Consider the following 21,248-nt stretch of genomic DNA (forward strand, 5'->3'; position numbering starts at 1 on the left):
GTTTGGTCCGGACGCTAGCCAGCGTGCCGGACCTCCGGGGCGAACATCTCGCCCAGCGGGAACCACCCGAGACGGCCGCTCCGTTCAGCGCTCGGCGGGGGCTGCGAGGTCGGCCACCAGCTTGGGCGCCCAGACCACCCGGCCGAGGAACCGGTCGGACTCCGGCGCGGTGGCCAGCCAGACCGCGGCATCGGCCGGAACCGTCGCGGGCACCGAGTCGAACCCGGCGTCCTCGATCTTCTCGGTGCCGCCGCGGGCCTTGCCGGACTCGGTGACCACGAAGCCGGGGCTGAGGTTGAACGCCCGGACACCGCGTCCGCGGTATTCGGCGTTGACCGCGCCGGCGAGGCGGCCGAACGCCGCCTTCGACGCGGCGTAGGCCACGCCCCAGCCGCCCTCGCCGGGTGCGGCCGGCGGGTCGGTGGTCGCCGACCCGGACACCAGATTGACGACGACGCCGTCACCCCTGTCGACCATCGACGGCAGCACCCGCTGGATCAGCGCCAACTGGTGCAGGTAGTTGCCGCGCACCATCACCTCGGCATCGTCCTGCTGCAGGTCGAGGATGCGCTCCATGTGACCGGCCGTCTGGGCGTACGCGTTGTTGACGAGGACGTCGATGCGGCCCCACTCGCGCAGGACCTCGTCGGCCGCCCCGACCACCGAGTCCCGATCGAGCAGATCCATCCGGATCGGCAGTGCTCGCACCCCGCACCGCTCGATCTCGGCGGCCGTCGTCTCGAGGCTGCCGGGCACCGCGATGAGCGTCTCGCCCTCCGCGCGGGTGCGGGGCGTGACGGCACCCTCGCCCTCCCGGACCGTGCGTGCGGTGATCGCGACGTCGAATCCCTTGCGCGCGAATGCGAGCGCGATCTCACGCCCGATCCCCCGGCTGGCACCCGTGACGAGGACGGCCCTGCGGTCCGTCATCTCAGACCCCCAGGAAACGCTGGCGTCCGAAGGAGACGAACTCGGCCTCGAGTGCCGCCTTGCTGTCGTCGGTCATCGCCACGTACACGGGCTCGCCGCGACCCTCCCAGCGGTACACCGGCTCGCCGGTGCGCCACAGCTCCGCCTGCAACTCCCGCTTGAGGACCTTGTTGGAGCCGGTCACCGGCAGATGCGTCGACACCCGCAGGAACCGCGGGGTGGCCTTGCTGCCGAGATCGTCCTGGCCGGCCAGGTACTCGGCGAACTTGTCGACGTCGAACGATTCGAGCGACGCGACCTCGACCGCCGCCATCACCTGGTCGCCGGACCGCGGATCCGGGATCGCGTACACACCGGTCGCGATGACGTCGGGGTGGCGTCGGATGACCCGCTCGATCATCAGCGCGGACGTGTTCTCACCGTCGACGCGGATCCAGTCGCCCTTGCGTCCGGCGAAGTAGATGAACCCGGCCTCGTCGATGTAACCGAGGTCGCCGGTCCAGTACCAGCCGTGCTTGATGCGGTCGGCGTCGGCGGCATCGTTCTTGTAGTAGCCCTCGAAGGCCCGCGCCCCCTCGGTGTTGATCATCTCGCCGATCGCATCGTCCGGGTTGAGGACGCGGCCGTGCTCGTCGAGGATCGCGCGGGCACACTCCTGCCGGGTCTCCGGGTTCACCACGAGAATGCCGGCATGCGCGGGACGCCCCAGCGCCCCCTCCGGGGCCTCCGGGTCGAGCTTGACCGACCCGGCGCCCTCGGAGCTGCCGTAGCCCTCGAACAGCTCGGCACCGAAACGGCGCACGAACTCGACCTTGTCCTCGGGGGACGCCTCGGTGCCGAATGCGCGCTCGAGCCGATTGTCCTTGTCGTCGGCCTGCTCGGGCGTCGCCATCAGGTAGCCGAGCGCCTTGCCGACGTACGTGAAGAACGTGGCACCGAAGTACTTCACGTCGGGCAGGAAGCCCGAGGCGGAGAACTTGCGGGCCTCCGGCAGGCAGACGGTGGCGCCGTTCGCGAGCGCCGGCGCCCACAGCGCCATCAACGCATTGCCGTGGAACAGCGGCATGCAGCAGTAGTCGACGTCGTCACGCTTGTGTCCGTACTTCGCGGAGTTCGAGTACGCCAGCCGGGCCAGCCGGCCCTGGCTGCACTTGACGCCCTTCGACATGCCGGTGGTGCCGGACGTGAACAGCAGCAGGAACAGGCTGAACTCGTCGATGCCGTCGGCGATCGCCGGCTCGACCCGGTGGGCGTCGATCCGCTCCCGGTAGTCGGGGGCGTCGACGAGGACGAACCGGTCCTCGGTCAGCCCCAGATCGAGGTCCTTCAGCTTCTCCATGCCCGCCGTGTCGGTGACGATCAGCTGGCAGTCGACGTACTTGATCTCGGCCTCGAGCTCGGTGGCACCGCGCGTCGGGTTGATACCGACGACCGTCGCGCCGGCCAGGGCCGCCCCGCCGAGCCAGAACAGGAAGTCCGGCACGTTCTCGAGCAGGATGCCGATGTGGAAGGGGCCGTCGACCCGCAGGGAGCGGGCCAGGTCACCACGCGCAGCGCTCTCGCGCACCACCTCGTCCCAGGTCCAGTCCTGGTCGCGGGTGCGGAGACCGAGGTGCTGGTCACCGACGCGATCGAGCAACATCTCGGCAATCGTGGTGCGTTCCAACTTCAACTCTCCTGTCGAGGCGCCGGCGGGCGCGGGCGGCGTTCTTGGCCGAAAAGTAGCCGTGCCCTGTCGCCCGGATCACCGACAGTCTCGCTCAGTGGTAACTGTCCCCGCTCACGGTTCCGGACGTGAGAAATTGCCATGAGAAACCCGTCACATCCCATTTTCCCGAGCGGAAGAGCAGGGCGTTCACGAGTACGTCGGTGAACAGGTACGACTCCGCCTCGGAAGAAAGGCCCCTCATGACTGCCCCCGCGGATCCGCAACTGCACCTGGACCAGGTGATGTCCCGTCTGACCGGCCCCGGCGGACCGTTCGAGATCGTCGAGGAAGAGGTCCTCGGCACCCGGATGCCGGTCATGAAGAACCGGGACAAGTCGGTCGGCGACCTGCTGGCCGCGTCCGTCAAGTGGGGCGACCGCGACTACCTCGTCACCGAGGACCGCCGGGTGTCCTACGCACAGCACGCCGCCGACGCGTACGCCCTGGCTGCGGCCCTGCACGAGCGTTACGGTGTCGAAAAGGGCGACCGGGTCGCGATCCTCGCCGCCAACACCCCCGAATGGGTCACCTCGTTCTGGGCGACGCAGGCGCTCGGCGCCATCAGCGTCGGACTCAACGGCTGGTGGGTTCCCCGGGAGATCGAGTACGGCCTGCAGCACAGCACTCCCAAGGTCCTGATCGTCGACGCCAAGCGCGCGGCCGGTCTCGCCGACGTCGACACCACCGGCGTCGCGGTGCTGACCATGGAGGAAGATCTCCCCCGACTGTTCGCCGAGTTCGCCGGCGCGGACCGCCCCACCGTCGAGGTGGACGAGGACGATCCGTCCGTCATCCTCTTCACGTCCGGAACGAGCGGTCGCCCGAAGGGCGCACTGCACTCGCACCGCAACCTGCTCGCGGTCGTCGACTACCACCGCTACAACGGCGCGATCATGGCGGCGTTCACCGGCAAGCCGTTCGACCCGAACGTGCCGACCCACATGCGCGACCTGCTCACCTCCCCGCTGTTCCACATCGCAAGCCTGCACAACCTGGCGGTCCCCCGCCTCGCGATGGGCGGCGCACTGGTCATGAACCAGGGCTCGTTCGACGTCGACCGGATCCTCGCTCTCATCGAACGTGAGCGAGTCACCAACTGGGGTGCGGTCCCGACGATGGCTTCCCGCCTGCTCGAGCACGGCAACCTCGGCAAGTACGACCTGTCGTCGCTGACGTCGTTCTCGCTCGCGTCGGCACCGTCGTCGATCGCGTTCAAGGACCGGCTGCGCGAACAGGTTCCGTTCGCCCGCAACGCTCTGGTCGACAGCTACGGGCTCACCGAGTGCAGCACCGCGATCGCGGTGGCCACCTCGGCCGAACTCGAGGAGTTCCCGGGCACGCTGGGTCGGCCGATCATCATGGTGAGCATGGAGATCCGGGATCCGTTCGGCGAGTGGCTGCCCGACGGCATGGAGGGCGAGGTGTGTGTGCGCAGCCCGTTCGTCATGCTCGGCTACTGGAACGACCCCGACGCGACCGCCGCGTCGATCACCCCGGACCGCTGGCTGCGGACCGGCGACTTCGGTGTCGTCGAGAACGGCCGCCTGCGCCTCACCGGGCGTCGCTCCGACCTGATCCTGCGCGGCGGCGAGAACGTCTACCCCACCGAGATCGAGCAGACCCTCGACGAGCACCCGGCCGTGCAGGAGTGCGCCGTCATCGGAGCCCCGCACCCCGACCTGGGCCAGGAGGTGTCCGCGGTGGTCGTCGTCGCCGAGGGACATACCGTCACCGAAGAGGAGCTGCGCGAGTACGCGAGCGAGCGCCTGTCGTACTACAAGGTGCCCACCAAGTGGCGTATCACCTCCGACCTGTTGCCGCGCAACGCAACCGGAAAGATGATCCGCAAGCAGATCCACGTCTGATGCCGACCTGGACCGTCGAACGGCTCGCCGCTGTGGAGGCGATCCGCGACCTCGCGCACCGGTACACGCACCTCGTCGACGAGGGGCGCCTGGAGGAGGTCGGGGAACTCTTCTCCCGCGCGGTGTACGGGCAGTGCGACGGTTCCGGCACGCCGGTGGGGTCGGTGCACGACTCCGACCCCGCCGGCGTGCTCGAGGCGTGCCGAAACTTCATCCGGATGCACGGCACCCCACCCCGGCCGCGCACCAAGCACGTCGTCACCAACCTGCGGGTGGATGTCGCCGACGACCACCGCACCGCGACGTCGCTGTCGTACTTCACGGTGCTCCAGCAAACCGAACACCTTCCACTGCAACCGATCCTGTCCGGACGCTACTTCGACGCGTTCACCCTGATCGACGACGAGTGGACATTCACGCAGCGACTCACCTGCATCGATCTCGTCGGGGACCTGAGCGAACACGCCGCACGCGCACTGTAGAGGAGCATCATGCAGGTCGGACTGAACATCCTGGGAGCGGAACGCCTGTACGACGGCCGGATCCGGCCGGTGCTCGACCTGGCCGCGGCAGCCGACCGCGCCGGCATCGACATGATCTCCACCGGCGACCACCTCGGATTCGATGCGTCCGCGCACGCCGAACGTGTTCGCGAGCACGGCTTCCCGTTCCCGATCGACCACGACTGGTACGAGCCGATCGCCCTGCTGTCGTCGGTGGCGGCCGTGACCGAGCGAGTACTGCTGAACGTGTCCGTCCTCATCGCGACACTGCGGCCCCCACTGCTGCTGGCCAAGCAGATAGCGACCCTCGACCGACTGTCCGACGGCCGCGCCGCGATCGGCATGGGCGTCGGCTGGCAGGAAGCCGAATACACCGCAACCGGCATGCCGTGGGACGCCCGGTTCGGCCGGATGGAGGACACCGTTCGCGCCTGCCGGGAACTGTGGACGTCCGCGCCGGCCTCCTTCACCGGGCGCGACTTCGCGTTCGACGACTTCCATTCCTTCCCGCACCCGGTCCGGGACCGGGTGCCGGTGATCTTCGGATTCGCCCCCAGTCCACGCAATTTCGCACGCATCGCCCGCGTCGGTGACGGTTGGACCGTCAACCCCGCCGACATGGCGTCCTTCACCGACAGTGTCGCGCTGCTGCACCGCACGTTCGAGGAACACGACCGCGACCCGCATTCCGCGATCGTCCAAGTGTCCGTCGCGCCCGAACGTCGCGACGACGGCACCGTCGACTACGCCGCGACCGCCGGCAGGGCGCACGCCTGGCACCAAGCCGGCGCGACCGTAACCGTCTTCCGGCCCGCCACGTTCTGCACAGCGGGAGAAGAGGTTCCGCAGCTGATCGACTGGGCGGTAGAACTGAAGTCCACGATGCAGCACAGCTGAGGGGGCATATCATGGCGTCGAATGCACAGGCACTCGCCGACCTGATCGACAAACAGGCCATCCACGAGGTGGTGCTGCGCTACTGCCGCGGCATCGACCGCCTCGACTTCGACCTGGTCCGGAGTGTCTACCACCCCGGCGCCATCGACCACCACACCGGATTCGACGGCAGCATCGACGAATTCGTGACATGGGTGGAGCCGAAGCTGCGGGCCATCGGCGGCACGATGCACCACATCGGCAACCATCTGATCGAACTGCACGGTGACGTCGCGATCAGCGAGGCGTACTCGACGGCCGCACACTGGGGTGGCGGCGACGGCATCGGAATGGTCAACTTCACCAGCGGATGCCGCTACGTCGACCGTATGGAACGACGCGACGGGGTCTGGAAGATCGCCGAACGATGGGCGGTCCGCGAATGGACCCGCTCCGACGCCGGACGCCTCACCCTCCCCGAGAGCGACGGCCCGCGCGGCCGCCGCGACGGCACCGACCCTCTCGACACCCTGCGGGCCGTTCTGGGCTGACCGCCGGGGCCCACCCGTGCTGCACTGGGGGCGTGTACCGCGAGGAAGCATCCCGGAGCGTCCCCGGCGCGGTCGTGTGGCGCACCGTCCGCGCCGCCGACGGGTCGGTGCTGCCCGACGGATGCACGGACCTGGTGTGGCGGGACGGCGTCGTGGTGGTCGCCGGACCGGACACGGAGCCGTTCACTGTCCCCGCGTCATCCGAAATGGCTGTGGGGCTACGTTTTCCACCGGGGCTGCTCCCCCACCTGCTCGGCGTGCCGGCATCGGACCTGCAGAATCTGCGGGTGCCGCTCGACGACGTCGTCGGCCGACGCGCAGCACCCCTCCGCGGTATCGATCCCGGCGACGCCGCCGATGCGTTCGAGGCGTTCGGATGCGCACTCCTCGCCGGATCCGGCATGCCGGATCCGGCGGTGACCGCGACCGCACGACTCCTCGCCGCCGGCGCCACCGTCACCGTCGTCGCCGACACCACCGGCCTGTCCCCACGAACCCTGCACCGGCTCTCGGCCCGGCACTTCGGTTACGGGCCGAAGACCCTGTCGTCGATCCTGCGGCTGCAGCGTGCCCTCGCCCTCGCCGGCCGCGGACTGCCGTCCGTGGACGTGGCCACCGCCTGCGGATACGTCGACCAGGCGCACCTCATCCGCGAATCCCGACGCATCACCGGGCTACCGTTCGGTGAACTGCGTCAGGATCCGAGCGGCGCGAACAGGTCGACACCGTTACCGTCCGGGTCGACGACCGTCGCATAACGCTGCCCCCACGGCGCGTCGAACGGCTCCGTCACGGAATGTCCGGCGTCGGCGAACCGGGACCACACCGCATCCACCTCCGCCGGATCGGCGCACGCGAACGCCAACGCGACACGGGCGTCGCCCGTCGGCGGCGTGTACGGGCCGCCGAACGACTCGACCGTTGCAACCGTGTCCCACATGATCCGAATCCCACCGGCCACCGCTTCGACGTGCGGCTGCGACTCGGCGCCGTCCGGGATGTCCAGGCCGAGAAGACGATAGAAGCGAAGAGAGGCTGCAAGATCGGTGGTGACCAGGCCGATCGCATTCAACTGGGGAGTCATGACGCCCACGCTAGCGGCACCCCGCGCCCGCCGATTGGATATTTCGGTCACTCGGCGGCGGCAGGGGCCAGCACCCCCGACAGCAGCGGCACCGGTGCAGCGAACCCCATCTCGTCGAAGGCGACGAGCACAGCCTGCGAGACGAAACGCTCCACAGCCCACTGGTGGCCCGGCTTGACCTGCACCGTCAGGCGGAGAGTGACGGCCTCCGGGGTCACCTTGCTGACGCCGGCCAACTCGGGCGCCTCGAGCACCGACTCCGCGATCGCGTCCTTCCCGGCGGCGTCGAGCGCGGCCCGCAACGCCACCTCCGCAGCCCGCGTCACCGGCGTCGTATGCGCGATCGGCAACTCGACCACACCGACCGCATGCCCCTGACTCATGTTGCCGACGCGGGCGATCTCCCCGTTACGGCAGTACCAGAGCGTGCCGCCGAGATCGCGGATCGTCGTCACCCGCAACCCGACGGTCTCCACCGTGCCGACCGCGTCACCGACATCGATGATGTCCCCCACCCCGTACTGGTCCTCGAGCAACATGAACATGCCGGTCAGGAAGTCGCGCACCAGATTCTGCGCGCCGAAACCCAATGCCACACCGACCACACCGGCCGACGCCACCAACGGCGCCACATTCACACTGAACACCGTCAGGATCTGCAGCACACACCATGTCAGCGTCACGATCGACACCGCCGACTTGAGCACCGATCCGATCGTCCGCGCCCGCTGCGCCCGCCGCTGCGCGGCGATGTCGTCCCGCACCCCGGCAGGAAGGCGTTCCTTGAGCGGTTTGAGCAGCCGCGGCTCACCACCCGGGCGGTCCCGGGTGGCCCGATCGATGATCCGGTGCAACACGAAACGCAGGACGAGAGCGACCACGACATAGACCGCGATCACGATGGGCCGCTCGATCAACCACGTTCGCGCACCGTCGGACAATTCGAGTGCAGTGGTTTCGTACATCATCCGTGCCGACCATACGGACATTCACCGAATCCGGCACAGCATCGGTCGGGCGTCGGGGTCCGGGCGAAGACAGGGTGAATTCCCGGCATTCCACACCCCTTACCGCGTGCCGTCAGGTTTCATCCGTCCGAACTCCCCGATCGACACACGAAAGGAAACCCTCCCCATGATCGACATCCCCGGCATGATCGCCGTCTTCGTCCAACCCCTGTTCACCGGCAGTCTCGGCAGCTCGTCCGGCAGCCTCGGCAGTCTCGGCAGCACCTCCACCGGCAGCTTCGGCAGCTCCTACGGCAGCATCGTCGACGCACCGGGTAGCTGACCCCCTGTGGCCGAATGTCACATGCGTTCAGTCCAACTGAACCGATGTGACATTCGGCCACAGGAACCGAGTCGATGTTCAGTCCACCTGCGGCGCCCACTGGACGCCGTTGATGTGCCCGCCACCGTCGACGAACAGCGTGTTGCCGGTGACGTACCGGGAGTCGTCGCTCGCCAGGAACACCGCGACCGGGCCGATATCGTCGAGCGGATCACCGATGCGGCCCATCGGGTTCGCCTCCGCCATCGACGCGGCCATGGCCGGATTCGCCTCCTTGACCCGCCGATACGCTTCGCTCTGCGCGCCGGGACAGATGACGTTGCAGCACACCTGCCGCGGCGCCCACTCCCGGGCGGCGGTGCGCGTGAGGGTGCGCAGCGCCTCCTTCGCGGCGTTGTAGTGCACCGAGTACATGTGCGCGTTCACACCGTTCAGCGAGCACAGGTTGATCACCCGACCGGTGCCGTGCTTCGCGAGTTCCGGCAGTGCCCGCTGCATCGCCCAGAACGCGGCCATCACCGCCATGTCGAAGCCGCCCAGCATCTGTTCGTCGGTGATGTTCTCCAACCGAGCGAAACCTGAACTGCGCCAGGCATTGTTGACCAGGACGTCGAGCCGACCGAATCGCTCCACAGCCTGATCGACCATGTTGTGGACCTGGGCCTTGTCGGTGATGTCGGTACGCACGAAGTGGGCGTCGACACCCCACTCGTCCCGCAGCCACTGCACCGTGGACGTTCCGGCCGCCTCGTCGATCTCGGCCACCAGCACCGACGCACCCTCCCGGGCGAGAGCACCCGCGATACCACGACCGATTCCCATTCCCGCGCCGGTCACAACTGCCGCGCGGCCATCCATTTTGCCCACTACTGGTCTCTCTCTCGTGTTGAGCTGAAGGGACCCTTCGTGCGCCTGGAGCGTACGAAGGGTCCCTTCAGCTGGTGAACGGAACGAAACACCTACCGCGGGCGCGGAACTCCGGCTTCGATGAAGAGTCCTTCGACGGAGACGCACACTTCGCCTGCGGCATTGCGGATTTCACCGACGGTGTGGATTTTACGGCCGTCGACGGAGGTCTGCCTGCCGGTGATGGTGAGTTCCTCGAACAGGGGCGTGGGCCGGTGGTAGCGCGTGTTGAGCTGCGCGGTCATACCGGATTTGCCGCCCCAGGCGTTGGCGACGCCGAGGACGTGGTCGAGGAGCATCGAGGAAACACCGCCGTGGACGCATCCGGGGGGTCCCTGGTACGGCAGGGTGAGGGTGACGACGCCGCGGACGGTGCCGTCTTCGAGGCCTTCGAGGACGATCGGCGGGGCGATCGCGTTCTCGGGCCCGGTGATCGGGTCGTGCCGGGTGACGCCCTCGCCGGACCACATGTCGATCATGCGGTCGGCGACAGCGGGGGCGTGATCCTCGAGGTGCGCGACGATGCTGTCGAGTTCCTCGGTGACACGGTCCAGGTTGGCGTTGCTGCGGTCGGTGCGCAGCAACGCGTCGACGAGCCGGCGGGCCGCGGCGGTGGCGCGGTCGACGGGGGCGTCCTGCGGCGGCGACGTGAGCACGGTGCCGTTCGGATGTGAATGCTTGGTGGGGTGGTCCCCGGTCTCCATCACGAGCGGACCTCCATCGTGGCGTGGGTGAGCACCGGCTGGCCGTCGCGCTCGGGGCACGTGGCGAGCAGGGTGAGGGTGTCGCCGTCCTGCCAGACGGACGTCTCGATGGTCTCGCCCGGGTAGATCGAGCCGGCGAAACGCACCGAGAAGTTCTGCACGCGGGACGGATCGCCGCCGAGGATGCCGTCGACGACGGCCTTGCACACGACGCCGTACGACGCGAGCCCGTGCAGGATGGGGCGGTCGAAACCGGCCATCTGCGCGAACGCCGGGTCGGCGTGCAGCGGGTTCATGTCGGCGCTGAGGCGGTACACGAGGGCCTGCGCGGTGCCGGTCTTCGAGACCAGCACCTTGTCGGCGGCCCGCTCCGGGACCGCGTTGACGGCGTCCGGTCCGGCCTCGCCGCCGAAGCCGCCCTCGCCGCGCGCCCAGATCTGCATCTCGGTGGTCCACAACGGATTTCCGTCGTGGTCGGTGGCGGCCTGCTCGAGCACGATCATCGCGGCCTTGCCCTTGTCCCACACGTTCGCGACGCGGGACGCCACCAGCGCCGAGCCCGACGTCGGGATGGGGGCGTGCAGCGTCAGCGACTGGCCGGCGTGCAGGATCTTGCGCAGGTCGATGTCGATGCCGGGCATGTTCATCCCGGCCGGCTTCAGCGTGCCGGCGGAGATGCCCTGGCCGGCGACCATCGCGAACGTGGGCAGGACCTTGAGGTTCTTCTCGTACACCCAGCCGAGTTCGGCGGGGTCGAGCGAGTCCACCCCGGCGCCGAGGCCCAGGTGGTAGAGCAGGACGTCACGCTCGGTCCAGGCGGCCTCGCGCACGGTCGGCTCGGCCGCCAACGCGGCCGTCACATCAATAGGCATTACGACTCCTCAGAAATGGTCCCGGCACGGTACAGCGTGACGACGCACGCCCCACCGAGACCCAGATTGTGTTGCAGGGCAACCGAAGCACCCTCGACCTGGCGGGCACCGGCCCGACCGCGCAGCTGCCACGTCAGCTCCGCGCACTGTGCCAGGCCGGTGGCGCCGAGTGGATGCCCCTTCGAGATGAGACCACCGGACGGGTTGACGACCCAGCGCCCGCCGTACGTGGTGGCACCCGATTCGACGAGCTTGCCGCCGTCGCCGGGCGCGCACAATCCGAGACCCTCGTACGTGATGATCTCGTTGATCGCGAAGCAGTCGTGCAGTTCGATGACGTCGACGTCGTCGATCGTCAGCCCGGACTGCGCGAACACCTGCTCGGCGGCCGCCCGCGTCATGGGGGCCCCGACGACGTCGATCATCGACTTGTCGGCGAACGCCTCGTCGGTGTCGGTGGTCAGTGCCTGCGCGACGATCTCGACCGCACGGTCCTCGAGACCGTGCTCGCGCACGAACTTCTCGCTGACGACGATCGCCGCACCGGCACCGTCGGACGTGGGTGAACACTGCGAGCGGGTGAGCGGGGCGTGGATCATCTTGTCACCCAACACCTGTTCGAGGGTGTATTCGTCCTGGAACTGGGCGTACGGGTTGTTCACCGAATGCCTGTGGTTCTTCACCGCGACGGCCGCGATCTGCTCGACGGTGGTGCCGTAGCGCTCCATGTGCTCGAGCGCCGCATTGCCGAACAGCTGCGCGGTCATCGGGCCCGCACCCCAACCGAACGTCGAGGTCATCACCTTCAACTGTTCGTCGAGGGTGGTGACCTTCGGCATCTCCCCGGTGCCGGTCAGCGTCGTCTTCGTCATCTTCTCGAAGCCGACCGCCAGGGCGCAGTCCACGAACCCTGCCTGGACCCATTCACGGGCCGTGAGCAGGGCCGTGGACCCCGTCGCACAGTTGTTGTCGACGTTGACGATCGGGATCCCGGTCAGACCCGTCTCGTACAACGCCCGCTGCCCCGCCGTGGACGCACCGAACACGCAGCCGGCGGCGGCACGCTGCACCTGCGAGTAGTCGACGCCGGCGTCCGCGAGCGCCTTGCCCACGGCCTCGGTGACCATGTCCGGGTACTCCCAGTCACGGGACTCGATCTTCTCGAACTTGGTCATGCCGACGCCGACGACGAAGGTGCGGTTCATGGGGCTGCAGTGCCTACTTTCCGGGTTCGGGATCGCGCGGCAGACCGAGGATCCGCTCGCCGATGATGTTCAACTGAACATTCGTCGTACCACCCGCGATCGACATGCACTGCGAATTGAGGAACATCTGCGTGGCCGACTTGTTGTGCTGTCCGCCGAGCAGCGACGCCGGTCCCGCCCAGTCCATTGCCACTTCCCACACCTGCTGAATGTGTTCGACACCCAGCAGTTTCGCGATCGACGACTCCGCGCCCGGCTGTGCACCGGACAGCGATCGCATCGTGGTCCGCAGACCCATCAGGCCGCCGGACTGCGCGTCGCACAGCACCTTGCCCAGAACGGTCATTTGTTCGTCGTCGAGGCCACCGGGCAGCGTGTCGGCGAGGGTGAGCAGCGCCTCGCCGCCCGAACCGAGGGACGAGTCGTGCGACAGCGACACCCGCTCGTTCGCGAGCGTGGTGCGGGCCAGCTTCCAGCCGTCACCGGGCTCGGCGACCAGGCAGTCGTCCGGCACGAACATGTTGTCGATGAACACCTCGTTGAACAGGGCCTCACCGGTGATCTCGCGCAGCGGCCGGATGTCGAGGCCCTCGGAGTTCTTGATGTCGATCAGGAAGTACGACAGACCCTTGTGCTTGGGCACGTCGGCGTCGGTGCGGGCCAGGCAGATGCCCCAGTCGGCCTCGCGGGCCATCGACGTCCACACCTTCTGGCCGTTGAGCCGCCAACCACCCTCGACCTTGGTGGCCTTGGTGGACAGGCCCGCCAGGTCGGAACCGGCACCAGGCTCCGAGAACAGCTGGCACCACGTGATGTCGCCGCGCAGCGACCCGGGCAGGAAACGCTCCGTCTGCTCGGCATTGCCGTGCGCGATGAGCGTCGGCACCACCCAGTTTCCGATGATCATGTCGTGCGGAACGAGCGCAGCGCTGCGCAGCTCTTCGGCGATGACGAGCTGCGTGACGGCATCGGCACCCTTGCCCCACGGCGCGGGCAGGTGCGGGGACGTGTAGCCCTTCTCCGCCAGGTACGCCTTGCGCTCGGCGCCGTCGAGCGCCGTCGCGGGCTCGAGCTCGGCACGGATGTCGGCGCGGATCTGCTCGGCCTCCGCCGGCAGTTCGATGCTGAGCACGCGACGGGCACCGTCGATGGTCAGCTGCGCGACACGCCGCTTCCAGGAGGCCGTGGAGCCCAACAGGATTCGCAGGGACTGCGCGCGACGCAGGTACAGGTGGGCGTCGTGCTCCCACGTGAAACCGATGCCGCCGAGAACCTGGATGGCGTCCTTGGTGACCTGGAACGCCGACTCGAGCGCCACCGCACCGGCGACCGCCGCCGCGAGCGACGCCTCGTCCGCGGGCACGTCCTCGCGCAGAGCGCGGGCCGCGTCCCACGCGGTGACCCGGGCCTGCTCGGTGAGGCTGAGCATGCGGGCAACCTTGTGCTTGACACCCTGGAACTGGCCGATGACCCGGCCGAACTGCTGACGCACCCGTGCGTAGTCGGCGGCCGTCGTGGTGGCCCATTCCGCCAGACCCGACGCCTCCGCCGCGAACAGCGTCGCCGCGATGTCGAGGATCCGCTGCGAATCCAGTGCCAGCACGTCGCCGTCCGCGAGCTCGAGACCGTCGACGGTCACCTCGGCGTTGCGGCGGATCACGTCGTGGCTCGGCAGTTCGGTGACCGTCAGGCGATCCCGGTCGACAGCGACGAACACCAGGTCGCCCTGATCGTCGCGCGCGGCGAGCAGGAACAGGTCGCCCACCTGGCCGCCGAGCACGTAGCTCGACGTACCCGACAGCACGGCCTTGCCCCCGTCACGGGACAGCGTCAGGGTGCCCGGCTGCAGCGCGACGGCACCGAAGACGGAACCGTCGGCCAGGCCCTCGAGCTCGGCGGTGCGGCCGGCCTCGTGCAGGACGGTCGAGACGACGACCGTCGGCAGGAACGGTCCGGGCACCATCGCGCGGCCGAGTTCCTCGACGACGATCGCGAGCTCGACGAGCCCGTAGCCGACGCCACCGTGTTCCTCGGGCAGATGCAGGCCCAGCATGCCGAGCTCGGCGAGCGAACCCCAGTACGCGGGACGCGCCTCGGTCTTCGCCTCGTCGGCCTCCCGGATCACAGCCGGGGTGGCGTAACGCGCGGCCCAGCCACGCACGGAATCGCGAAGCTCGCGGTCTTCGTCACTCAAACCAATGGTCATGAAAAGTCCTCGATATCAGAAGAAGAAGGGCGGTGCGCCTTTCGGTGGCGGGTACCACCGAAAAGGCGCACGGGTGCCGAAGGCGCCTAGACCCGCTCGATCACGGTGGCGGTGGACAGGGCTCCGCCGGCGCACATGGTGATGAGGCCGGTGCTCTTGTCGGTGCGCTCGAGTTCGTGCAGGGCGGTGGTGATGAGGCGGGCACCGGTGGAGCCGACGGGGTGGCCGAGGGCGATGGCGCCGCCGTTGACGTTGACCTTGCTCATGTCGGCGTCGAGGACCTGGGCCCACGACAGTGCGACGGATGCGAAGGCTTCGTTGATTTCGACGATGTCGATGTCGCCCAACTTCATTCCGGCCTTGGCGAGGACCTGGCGGGTGGAGTCGATGGGGCCGTCGAGGTGGTAGTACGGGTCGGCGCCGACGAGGGTGGACGAGACGATGCGGGCGCGGGGGCGCAGGCCGAGTGCCGCAGCCTTCTCCTCGCTCATGAGGAGCACGGCGGCGGCACCGTCGCTGATCTGCGACGAGTTGCCGGCGGTGTGGATACCGCCCTCGACGACGGGCTTGAGTGCGGCGAGGCCTTCGGCGGTGGTTTCACGCAGGCCACCGTCACGCGTGACGGTGACGACCTCACCGGACTTGTTGCCCTCCTTGTCGACGACGGGCGCCTCGACGGGGACGATCTCACGATCGAAGCGGCCCTCGGCCCAGGCCTGGGCGGCGCGCCGCTGAGATTCGAGACCGAACGCGTCGACGTCGGCGCGCGTGATGCCGCGGTTGGCGGCGATGCGCTCGGCAGAGGTGAACTGGTCGCCCATGTCGACCGTCCAGTCCTCCGGGAACGGGATGCCGGTGCCGGGAGCGAGGGCCTGGCCGAGGAAGACGCGGCTCATGACCTCGACGCCGCAGCCGATGCCGGCGTCGATCTGACCGGAGGCGATGAGGCCGGCAACCATGTGGACGGCCTGCTGCGAGGAACCGCACGCGCAGTCGATGGTGGTGGCGGCGGTGGCGTAGGGCAGTCCGGCGTGCAGCCATGCGTTGCGGGCGACGTTGTTGGACTGTTCACCGGCCTGGGTGACGGCGCCGCCGACGACCTGCCCGATCTCCTCGGGGGCGATACCGGCGCGGTCGAGGACACCACGCTGGGCGGCGCCGAGCAGCGTGGCCGGGTGCAGGCCCGACAGCTGGCCGCGGCGACGGCCGATGGGGGTGCGGGCGGCCTCGACGATGACGACGTTGGTCATGGAGAGCTCCTTTGAGGTGCAGCGTGTAGGTGCATTCCACGAGCTGCACCGAACTGCAACTCGTTCATTTCTGGAATGTATTCTACTTATCCGCTCAGATCAACGGTCACCACGGAGTGGCCATCCCCACACGCCCGCACTCGACGGCACGGACCGTCCGGTCACCGAGGCCGATCAGCCTCCCGCGAAACTAGAATTCATTTCAATTTTGCGCGCGTGGGACACACACCGAGACCCCCCTGGGGACCGTCAGAGGTTCGTCGGCGTCCGCGCATTCGACAGATCCGCCAGCAACAACCGGCACGCGGTGCGCAGATCGGCCTCGGCGTCCGGCACCGAACTGCGCCCGTTGAGGCACGACTGGATGATCCCGAACCACGTCGACACCAGCAGTCGCACCAGCACCGAATCGTTCTCGGTGACCTGCTCGAGCCCCGCAGCATCGAACAGCACGTCCCGGAACTGCCGGTCGACGCGTGCCACGTCGGGGATCGTGGTGACCTTGGCGGTGCTCGTCGCCTGGATCATCGCGGTCGCGAGCAGTGGCTGCCGCATCAGCGACCGCGTGGCCCGCAGCAGCGTCTCGAAGATCTCGTCCTGTGGCGTGGCCGCCGGCTGGGCACGCCGCGCGAACCCCTCCCCCATCCGGTCGATCTGGTCGACCATGACCGCGACGAACAGGTGCGTCTTCGACGGGAAATAGCGATAGAGGGTACCGATCGCGACACCCGCGAGCTTCGCGACCTCGTGCATCTGTACCCGCTCGAGTTCCTTCTCGGTCCCCAGCTGCGCCGCGGCCGCGAGCATGCGCGCGAACCGTGCCCGCTGCTCGGCCGACGTCGGTTCGGCCGCGTCCCGTGCCTCGGCAACTCTCGGCACCACCGATCCCCTACTCTCTGCATCCTTCGATCCCGATCACCGTCGATCGGGCGTCGCGCACCGCAACGAGCGCACGCCGACACCCCCACGTCACCGGCACCACGCCGCCTCCGGCGGCACTTTTCCGCTGAGTGGGAGTCCGGCTGCACCGGAACAAGCACGTGCGATTGCGTCCCATATGGAACCCGAAATCTATGGAGGACACAACCATGACCGACTGGACAACCGAGTGCGACGTCGTCGTCGTCGGCTCCGGTGGCGGCGCGCTGACCGGCGCGTACACCGCTGCCGCGCAGGGCCTGAAGACGATCGTGCTGGAGAAGACCGACCTCGTCGGCGGCACCTCCTCGTACTCGGGCGCGTCCATCTGGCTGCCCGGCACCCAGGTCCAGGAGCGGGCCGGTCTGCAGGACTCCACCGAGAACGCACGCACCTACCTGCGCGCCCTGCTCGGCGACGCCGAGACCGCACGCCAGGACGCGTACGTCGACACCGCCCCGATCGTCGTCGAGTTCCTCGAACGCAACCCGCACATCGAGTTCCAGTACCGCGCGTTCCCCGACTACTACAAGGCCGAGGGCCGGATGGACGCCGGACGCTCCATCAACCCCCTCGACCTCGATCCCGCCGACATCGGCGACCTGGCCCCCATCGTGCGCCCCGAACTGGACCAGGACCGCACCGGGCAGACCCACGCTCCCGGCAAGCTGATCGGCGGACGCGCCCTCATCGGCCGCCTCCTGGCCGCGTTCACGGGCACCGGCAACGCCGAACTGCGCACCCGCACCGACATGACCGACCTGGTGATCGAGGACGGCCGCGTCGTCGGTGTCGTCGCCGACACGAAGGACGGCCAGGTCCGGATCAAGGCGAACCGTGGCGTGCTGCTGGCCGCCGGTGGCATCGAGGCCAACCCGGAGATGCGTGCCGATGCCGGCACCCCCGGCGAGGCCGCCTGGAGCATGGGCCCGTTCGGCGCCAACACCGGGGCCCCGATCGCGGCCGGTATCGCCGCAGGCGCAGCCACTGCCCTGATGGATCAGGCGTGGTTCTGCCCCGGTGTCGCCCAGCCCGACGGCTCGGCGGCGTTCATGGTCGGTGTCCGCGGCGGCATCCTCGTCGACCAGAAGGGCGAGCGATACCTCAACGAGTCGCTGCCGTACGACCGGTTCGGTCGCGCGATGGACGCCCACGACCGGGCGACCGGTGACAACCGCACACTGCCGTCGTACATGATCTTCGATTCGCGGGAGAAGGGCGGCCTGCCCGCGATCTCGCTGCCGAACACCCCGCCCGCGACACTGCTCGACGCCGGTGTGTGGGCGGTGGCCGACACCCTCGACGAACTGGCCTCGAAGATCGGTGTCCCCGCCGACGCCCTGCGCGCGACGGTCGAACAGTTCAACGACTACGCCGAGCGCGGCGTCGACGAGCAGTTCCACCGCGGCGAGGACCCGTACGACGCGTTCTTCTGCCCGCCCAACGGCGGCCCCAACAACGCGCTGACCGCGATCGAGACCGGCCCGTTCTACGCCGCGAAGATCGTGCTCAGCGACCTGGGCACCAAGGGCGGCCTGGTCACCGACGTCGACGCCCGCGTCCTGACCGCCGACGGCACCCCGATCGCGGGCCTGTACGCGGCCGGCAACACCAGTGCGTCGGTCAGCGGCAAGGTGTACCCGGGACCGGGTGTTCCGCTCGGCACGGCGATGGTGTTCGGCTACCGCGCCGTCGCCCACATGCTGGCGAACTGATCGCCCCGGCCGGGGACGACCTCAGACGAGGTTGTCCTCGACCGGCAGCCCGAACGCGCCCCGCCCGTACAGGGAGAGGGCGCGTTCGGCGTCGTTGGCGACGTGCACGCTGCCCGCGTGTGCGTCCCGCCACGCCCGCTCGATCGGGTTGCCGCGGCCCAGCGAGTTGCCGCCGGCGGTCTTGAACAGCAGGTCGATGGCCTCGAGGGCCCGTTCGGCGGCCCGGACCTGGTCCCGGCGCACCCGCAGCCGCATGCTCATCGGCAGCGGCTCCCCGGCCTGCGCCAGCTCGTACAGTTCCCGGATGTTGCGGTCCATCTGCAGTATCGCGGCATCGATCTCCGACGACGCCCGCGCGACCGCGACCTGCGCGAACTGGTCCTCCGCGAACCGTCCGCCACCGAGGCTGAGTCGCACCCGGTCCCGCATCGCCGACAGGTACTGCTCGTAACAGCCGGCGACCGTCCCGACGACCGGTGCCGCGACCGTGCTGGTGAAGATCGCCGCGAACGGCAGCTTGAACAACGGCCCTGCGTTGACCTTGTGCCCGGGCGCCCGCAGCTGCGCCACCTCGTAGTTGCGGATGGTCCGGTACTCGGGCACGAACGCCCTCTGCACCGTGATCTCGTTGCTCGCCGTGCCCCGCAGACCGACGACGTCCCACACGTCGTTGATCCGGTAGTCGGTGCGCGGCACCATCACCGTCACGAAGTCGACGGGGCGCCCCTCGGCCCCGACGACGAGACCACCGAGCAGCGCCCATGCCGCGTGATCGCAGCCCGACGAGAACCGCCACGTCCCGGTCAGTTCGTAGCCGCCGTCGACCGGTACGAGTTCCCCGACCGGCGCGTACGCCGACGACACGAGCACCGAGGTGTCCTGCCCCCACACCTCGTCCTGCACGCGCACGTCGAACAACCCCAGATGCCACGGGTGCACGCCGAGCACGGCCGTCACCCATCCGGTCGATCCGCACACCCCCGAGATCGCACGGACCACCTCGTAGAACTCGACCGGATTCGATTCGAACCCGCCGTAGCGGGCCGGCTGGAGCATCCGGAACACTCCGGCCGCGCTCAGGTCCTGGATGGTCTGGTCGGAGACCCGACGGGAATCGTCGACGGTCTGTGCACGTTCGGCGATGGCGGGCAGCAGTTCGCGGACCGACTTCAGAACCTCGCGGGCCATGTGGGTCTCCTCTTCGACCCGGGGTGGGGTCGGCTGTCGTCGATGGGGGTGCTCGCATGGTAAATCGGGATACCGGTCGTCCGTCCCGTGGGAGTCCTGTTCGCACGATTCGGGCGGATCCGCGGTTCCGTCTCGACGGTCCCGGCCAGTGGGATCACAAAGTACCGGGTGACCACAGTCACCTACCGTGGCGGCCAGATGCCATAGGTGTGCATCCTGCACACGGGACACCACCGACGGCCGGCGCTCGATCTCCGAACGCCCTCGAATTCGACATGCATTCCCCGAAAGGACGGACGAAGTGACGCTCAAGTCCGAAGAAGCCGAAGTCCGCGAAATCGTCGCAGGCGCCTCCCCCACCCGCTTCGCCCGCGGCTGGCACTGCCTGGGCCTGTCCGAGTCCTTCAAGGACGGCAAGCCGCACTCGATCGAGGCGTTCGGCACCAAGCTCGTCGTCTTCGCCGACAGCAAGGGCGACCTGAAGATCCTCGACGCCTACTGCCGGCACATGGGCGGCGACCTGAGCCAGGGCACGATCAAGGGCGACTCGGTGGCATGCCCGTTCCACGACTGGCGCTGGGGCGGCAACGGCCGCTGCACCTCGATCCCCTACGCCCGCCGCGTCCCCCCGATCGCCAAGACCCGCGCATGGCACACCCTCGATCAGGACGGCATGCTGTTCGTCTGGCACGACCCCGAGGGCAAGGCACCGACCGACGAGGACATGTACATCCCGCGGATCGAGGGCGCGCTGAGCGACGAGTGGTCCGACTGGGTCTGGTTCACCACCGAGGTCGACACCAACTGCCGCGAGATCGTCGACAACATCGTCGACATGGCGCACTTCTTCTACGTGCACTACTCGTTCCCGACGTTCTTCAAGAACGTCTTCGAGGGCCAGGTCGCGAGCCAGTTCATGCGCGGCACCGCCCGTGAGGACGAGCGTCCGCACGCCGCCGGCACCCCGAAGATGAAGGGCAGCAACTCGGCCGCGTCGTACTTCGGCCCGTCGTTCATGATCGACGACCTGGTCTACGAGTACGAGGACCACAACGTCGAATCGGTCCTGCTGAACTGCCACTACCCGGTCAGCCCGGACAAGTTCGTGCTGATGTACGGCATCATCGTCAAGAAGTCCGAGAAGTTCCAGGGCACCGCCGCCACCGACATGGCGAAGAACTTCGGCACGTTCATCGCCAAGGGCTTCGAGCAGGACATCTCGATCTGGAAGAACAAGACCCGCATCGAGAACCCGCTGCTGTGCGAGGAGGACGGCCCGGTCTACCAGCTGCGCCGCTGGTACGAGCAGTTCTACGTCGACCGCGCCGACGTCACGACCGACATGACGGACCGTTTCGAGCACGAGATGGACACCACCAAGGCCGTCGCCGCGTGGCGCAAGGAAGTGGACGCCAACCTCGAACGGAAGGCTCGCGAGAATGCAGCCGCTGGAGTGTGATCGCTGCGGGGCCTGCGT

20 protein-coding genes are annotated in these 21,248 nt (G+C 68.5%); 8 read left to right on the plus strand and 12 right to left on the minus strand.

The annotated features are described in order from the left end of the window. Window positions 1-84: 84 nt before the first annotated feature. Window positions 85-930 (minus strand): SDR family oxidoreductase, encoded by an 846-nt coding sequence (locus Q5696_RS19865; protein WP_305092967.1) that lies wholly within the window; start codon window positions 928-930, stop codon window positions 85-87. A 1-nt stretch (window position 931) separates the two neighbouring features. Further along, the gene (gene casI / locus Q5696_RS19870; RefSeq protein WP_305092968.1) at window positions 932-2,602 is read right to left on the minus strand and encodes a steroid-22-oyl-CoA synthetase; all 1,671 of its coding nucleotides are present in this window, start codon (window positions 2,600-2,602) and stop codon (window positions 932-934) included. 236 nt (window positions 2,603-2,838) lie between these two features. Here casI and casG point away from each other — a divergent pair, with 236 nt between their 5' ends. The 5 genes from casG to Q5696_RS19895 are packed head-to-tail and all read left to right on the plus strand — an operon-like array spanning window position 2,839 to window position 7,191. Beyond that, a complete protein-coding gene (gene casG, locus Q5696_RS19875; RefSeq protein WP_305092969.1) occupies window positions 2,839-4,503 on the plus strand; it encodes a steroid-24-oyl-CoA synthetase in 1,665 nt (554 codons plus the stop codon). After that, window positions 4,503-4,985 carry a nuclear transport factor 2 family protein gene (locus Q5696_RS19880; protein ID WP_305092970.1) on the plus strand — a complete coding sequence of 161 codons (483 nt, stop codon included), beginning with the start codon at window positions 4,503-4,505 and terminating at the stop codon, window positions 4,983-4,985. Before casG ends, Q5696_RS19880 begins: the two co-directional genes overlap by 1 nt. 9 nt (window positions 4,986-4,994) lie before the next feature. Beyond that, window positions 4,995-5,903 carry a TIGR03619 family F420-dependent LLM class oxidoreductase gene (locus tag Q5696_RS19885; RefSeq protein WP_305092971.1) on the plus strand — a complete coding sequence of 303 codons (909 nt, stop codon included), beginning with the start codon at window positions 4,995-4,997 and terminating at the stop codon, window positions 5,901-5,903. 11 nt (window positions 5,904-5,914) lie between these two features. Further along, window positions 5,915-6,433 carry a nuclear transport factor 2 family protein gene (locus Q5696_RS19890; RefSeq protein WP_305092972.1) on the plus strand — a complete coding sequence of 173 codons (519 nt, stop codon included), beginning with the start codon at window positions 5,915-5,917 and terminating at the stop codon, window positions 6,431-6,433. A 32-nt stretch (window positions 6,434-6,465) separates the two neighbouring features. After that, window positions 6,466-7,191, plus strand: a complete 726-nt coding sequence (locus tag Q5696_RS19895) for a helix-turn-helix domain-containing protein (protein WP_305092973.1) — start codon at window positions 6,466-6,468, stop codon at window positions 7,189-7,191. On the opposite strand, the gene Q5696_RS19900 is transcribed toward Q5696_RS19895, so the two are convergent. After that, window positions 7,128-7,517, minus strand: coding sequence for a VOC family protein (locus tag Q5696_RS19900; protein ID WP_305092974.1), 390 nt, complete (start codon window positions 7,515-7,517; stop codon window positions 7,128-7,130). The genes Q5696_RS19895 and Q5696_RS19900 overlap by 64 nt on opposite strands. 47 nt (window positions 7,518-7,564) lie before the next feature. Continuing rightward, a complete protein-coding gene (locus Q5696_RS19905; protein ID WP_305092975.1) occupies window positions 7,565-8,485 on the minus strand; it encodes a mechanosensitive ion channel family protein in 921 nt (306 codons plus the stop codon). Between the two features lie 166 nt (window positions 8,486-8,651). Here Q5696_RS19905 and Q5696_RS19910 point away from each other — a divergent pair, with 166 nt between their 5' ends. Continuing rightward, on the plus strand, window positions 8,652-8,807 hold the full coding sequence (locus tag Q5696_RS19910; protein ID WP_305092976.1) for a hypothetical protein: 156 nt from the start codon (window positions 8,652-8,654) through the stop codon (window positions 8,805-8,807). Between the two features lie 78 nt (window positions 8,808-8,885). On the opposite strand, the gene Q5696_RS19915 is transcribed toward Q5696_RS19910, so the two are convergent. The 7 genes from Q5696_RS19915 to Q5696_RS19945 all read right to left on the minus strand — a co-directional run bounded on the left by Q5696_RS19915 (window position 8,886) and on the right by Q5696_RS19945 (window position 16,829). Continuing rightward, the gene (locus Q5696_RS19915) at window positions 8,886-9,674 is read right to left on the minus strand and encodes an SDR family NAD(P)-dependent oxidoreductase (RefSeq protein ID WP_305092977.1); all 789 of its coding nucleotides are present in this window, start codon (window positions 9,672-9,674) and stop codon (window positions 8,886-8,888) included. Between the two features lie 92 nt (window positions 9,675-9,766). Continuing rightward, a complete protein-coding gene (locus Q5696_RS19920) occupies window positions 9,767-10,417 on the minus strand; it encodes a PaaI family thioesterase (RefSeq protein WP_305095380.1) in 651 nt (216 codons plus the stop codon). After that, entirely contained in the window at window positions 10,417-11,289 is an 873-nt protein-coding gene (locus tag Q5696_RS19925; protein ID WP_305092978.1) for a MaoC/PaaZ C-terminal domain-containing protein, read from the minus strand. Before Q5696_RS19925 ends, Q5696_RS19920 begins: the two co-directional genes overlap by 1 nt. After that, window positions 11,289-12,494, minus strand: coding sequence for a lipid-transfer protein (locus tag Q5696_RS19930; protein WP_305092979.1), 1,206 nt, complete (start codon window positions 12,492-12,494; stop codon window positions 11,289-11,291). Before Q5696_RS19930 ends, Q5696_RS19925 begins: the two co-directional genes overlap by 1 nt. 13 nt (window positions 12,495-12,507) lie before the next feature. Further along, window positions 12,508-14,700 carry an acyl-CoA dehydrogenase family protein gene (locus tag Q5696_RS19935; protein ID WP_305092980.1) on the minus strand — a complete coding sequence of 731 codons (2,193 nt, stop codon included), beginning with the start codon at window positions 14,698-14,700 and terminating at the stop codon, window positions 12,508-12,510. A gap of 86 nt (window positions 14,701-14,786) precedes the next feature. Further along, a complete protein-coding gene (locus Q5696_RS19940) occupies window positions 14,787-15,950 on the minus strand; it encodes a steroid 3-ketoacyl-CoA thiolase (RefSeq protein WP_305092981.1) in 1,164 nt (387 codons plus the stop codon). Between the two features lie 249 nt (window positions 15,951-16,199). Next, a complete protein-coding gene (locus Q5696_RS19945) occupies window positions 16,200-16,829 on the minus strand; it encodes a TetR/AcrR family transcriptional regulator (protein ID WP_305095381.1) in 630 nt (209 codons plus the stop codon). A 209-nt stretch (window positions 16,830-17,038) separates the two neighbouring features. Here Q5696_RS19945 and Q5696_RS19950 point away from each other — a divergent pair, with 209 nt between their 5' ends. Continuing rightward, window positions 17,039-18,583 (plus strand): FAD-dependent oxidoreductase, encoded by a 1,545-nt coding sequence (locus tag Q5696_RS19950; RefSeq protein WP_305092982.1) that lies wholly within the window; start codon window positions 17,039-17,041, stop codon window positions 18,581-18,583. Between the two features lie 21 nt (window positions 18,584-18,604). On the opposite strand, the gene hsaA is transcribed toward Q5696_RS19950, so the two are convergent. Then, complete coding sequence (gene hsaA, locus Q5696_RS19955) at window positions 18,605-19,771, minus strand: 3-hydroxy-9,10-secoandrosta-1,3,5(10)-triene-9,17-dione monooxygenase oxygenase subunit (protein WP_305092983.1); 1,167 nt, start codon at window positions 19,769-19,771, stop codon at window positions 18,605-18,607. Window positions 19,772-20,072: 301 nt separating this feature from the next. On the opposite strand from hsaA, the gene Q5696_RS19960 reads away from it, so the two are divergent. After that, window positions 20,073-21,230, plus strand: coding sequence for a 3-ketosteroid-9-alpha-monooxygenase, oxygenase component (locus Q5696_RS19960; RefSeq protein ID WP_305092984.1), 1,158 nt, complete (start codon window positions 20,073-20,075; stop codon window positions 21,228-21,230). The last annotated feature ends 18 nt before the right edge of the window (window positions 21,231-21,248 follow it).

This window comes from Prescottella sp. R16, from assembly GCF_030656875.1.
Classification (GTDB): domain Bacteria; phylum Actinomycetota; class Actinomycetes; order Mycobacteriales; family Mycobacteriaceae; genus Prescottella.

Excerpts from the sequence above, each read along its gene's own strand:
- Q5696_RS19880 (WP_305092970.1), top strand. The coding sequence starts at position 4,503 with ATGCCGACCTGGACCGTCGAACGGCTCGCCGCTGTGGAGGCGATCCGC.
- casG (WP_305092969.1), top strand. The coding sequence starts at position 2,839 with ATGACTGCCCCCGCGGATCCGCAACTGCACCTGGACCAGGTGATGTCC.
- Q5696_RS19925 (WP_305092978.1), bottom strand. The coding sequence starts at position 11,289 with ATGCCTATTGATGTGACGGCCGCGTTGGCGGCCGAGCCGACCGTGCGC.
- Q5696_RS19935 (WP_305092980.1), bottom strand. The coding sequence starts at position 14,700 with ATGACCATTGGTTTGAGTGACGAAGACCGCGAGCTTCGCGATTCCGTG.
- Q5696_RS19930 (WP_305092979.1), bottom strand. The coding sequence starts at position 12,494 with ATGAACCGCACCTTCGTCGTCGGCGTCGGCATGACCAAGTTCGAGAAG.
- Q5696_RS19905 (WP_305092975.1), bottom strand. The coding sequence starts at position 8,485 with ATGATGTACGAAACCACTGCACTCGAATTGTCCGACGGTGCGCGAACG.
- Q5696_RS19940 (WP_305092981.1), bottom strand. The coding sequence starts at position 15,950 with ATGACCAACGTCGTCATCGTCGAGGCCGCCCGCACCCCCATCGGCCGT.
- Q5696_RS19920 (WP_305095380.1), bottom strand. The coding sequence starts at position 10,417 with ATGGAGACCGGGGACCACCCCACCAAGCATTCACATCCGAACGGCACC.
- Q5696_RS19910 (WP_305092976.1), top strand. The coding sequence starts at position 8,652 with ATGATCGACATCCCCGGCATGATCGCCGTCTTCGTCCAACCCCTGTTC.
- Q5696_RS19890 (WP_305092972.1), top strand. The coding sequence starts at position 5,915 with ATGGCGTCGAATGCACAGGCACTCGCCGACCTGATCGACAAACAGGCC.
- Q5696_RS19950 (WP_305092982.1), top strand. The coding sequence starts at position 17,039 with ATGACCGACTGGACAACCGAGTGCGACGTCGTCGTCGTCGGCTCCGGT.
- Q5696_RS19900 (WP_305092974.1), bottom strand. The coding sequence starts at position 7,517 with ATGACTCCCCAGTTGAATGCGATCGGCCTGGTCACCACCGATCTTGCA.
- Q5696_RS19865 (WP_305092967.1), bottom strand. The coding sequence starts at position 930 with ATGACGGACCGCAGGGCCGTCCTCGTCACGGGTGCCAGCCGGGGGATC.
- hsaA (WP_305092983.1), bottom strand. The coding sequence starts at position 19,771 with ATGGCCCGCGAGGTTCTGAAGTCGGTCCGCGAACTGCTGCCCGCCATC.
- Q5696_RS19885 (WP_305092971.1), top strand. The coding sequence starts at position 4,995 with ATGCAGGTCGGACTGAACATCCTGGGAGCGGAACGCCTGTACGACGGC.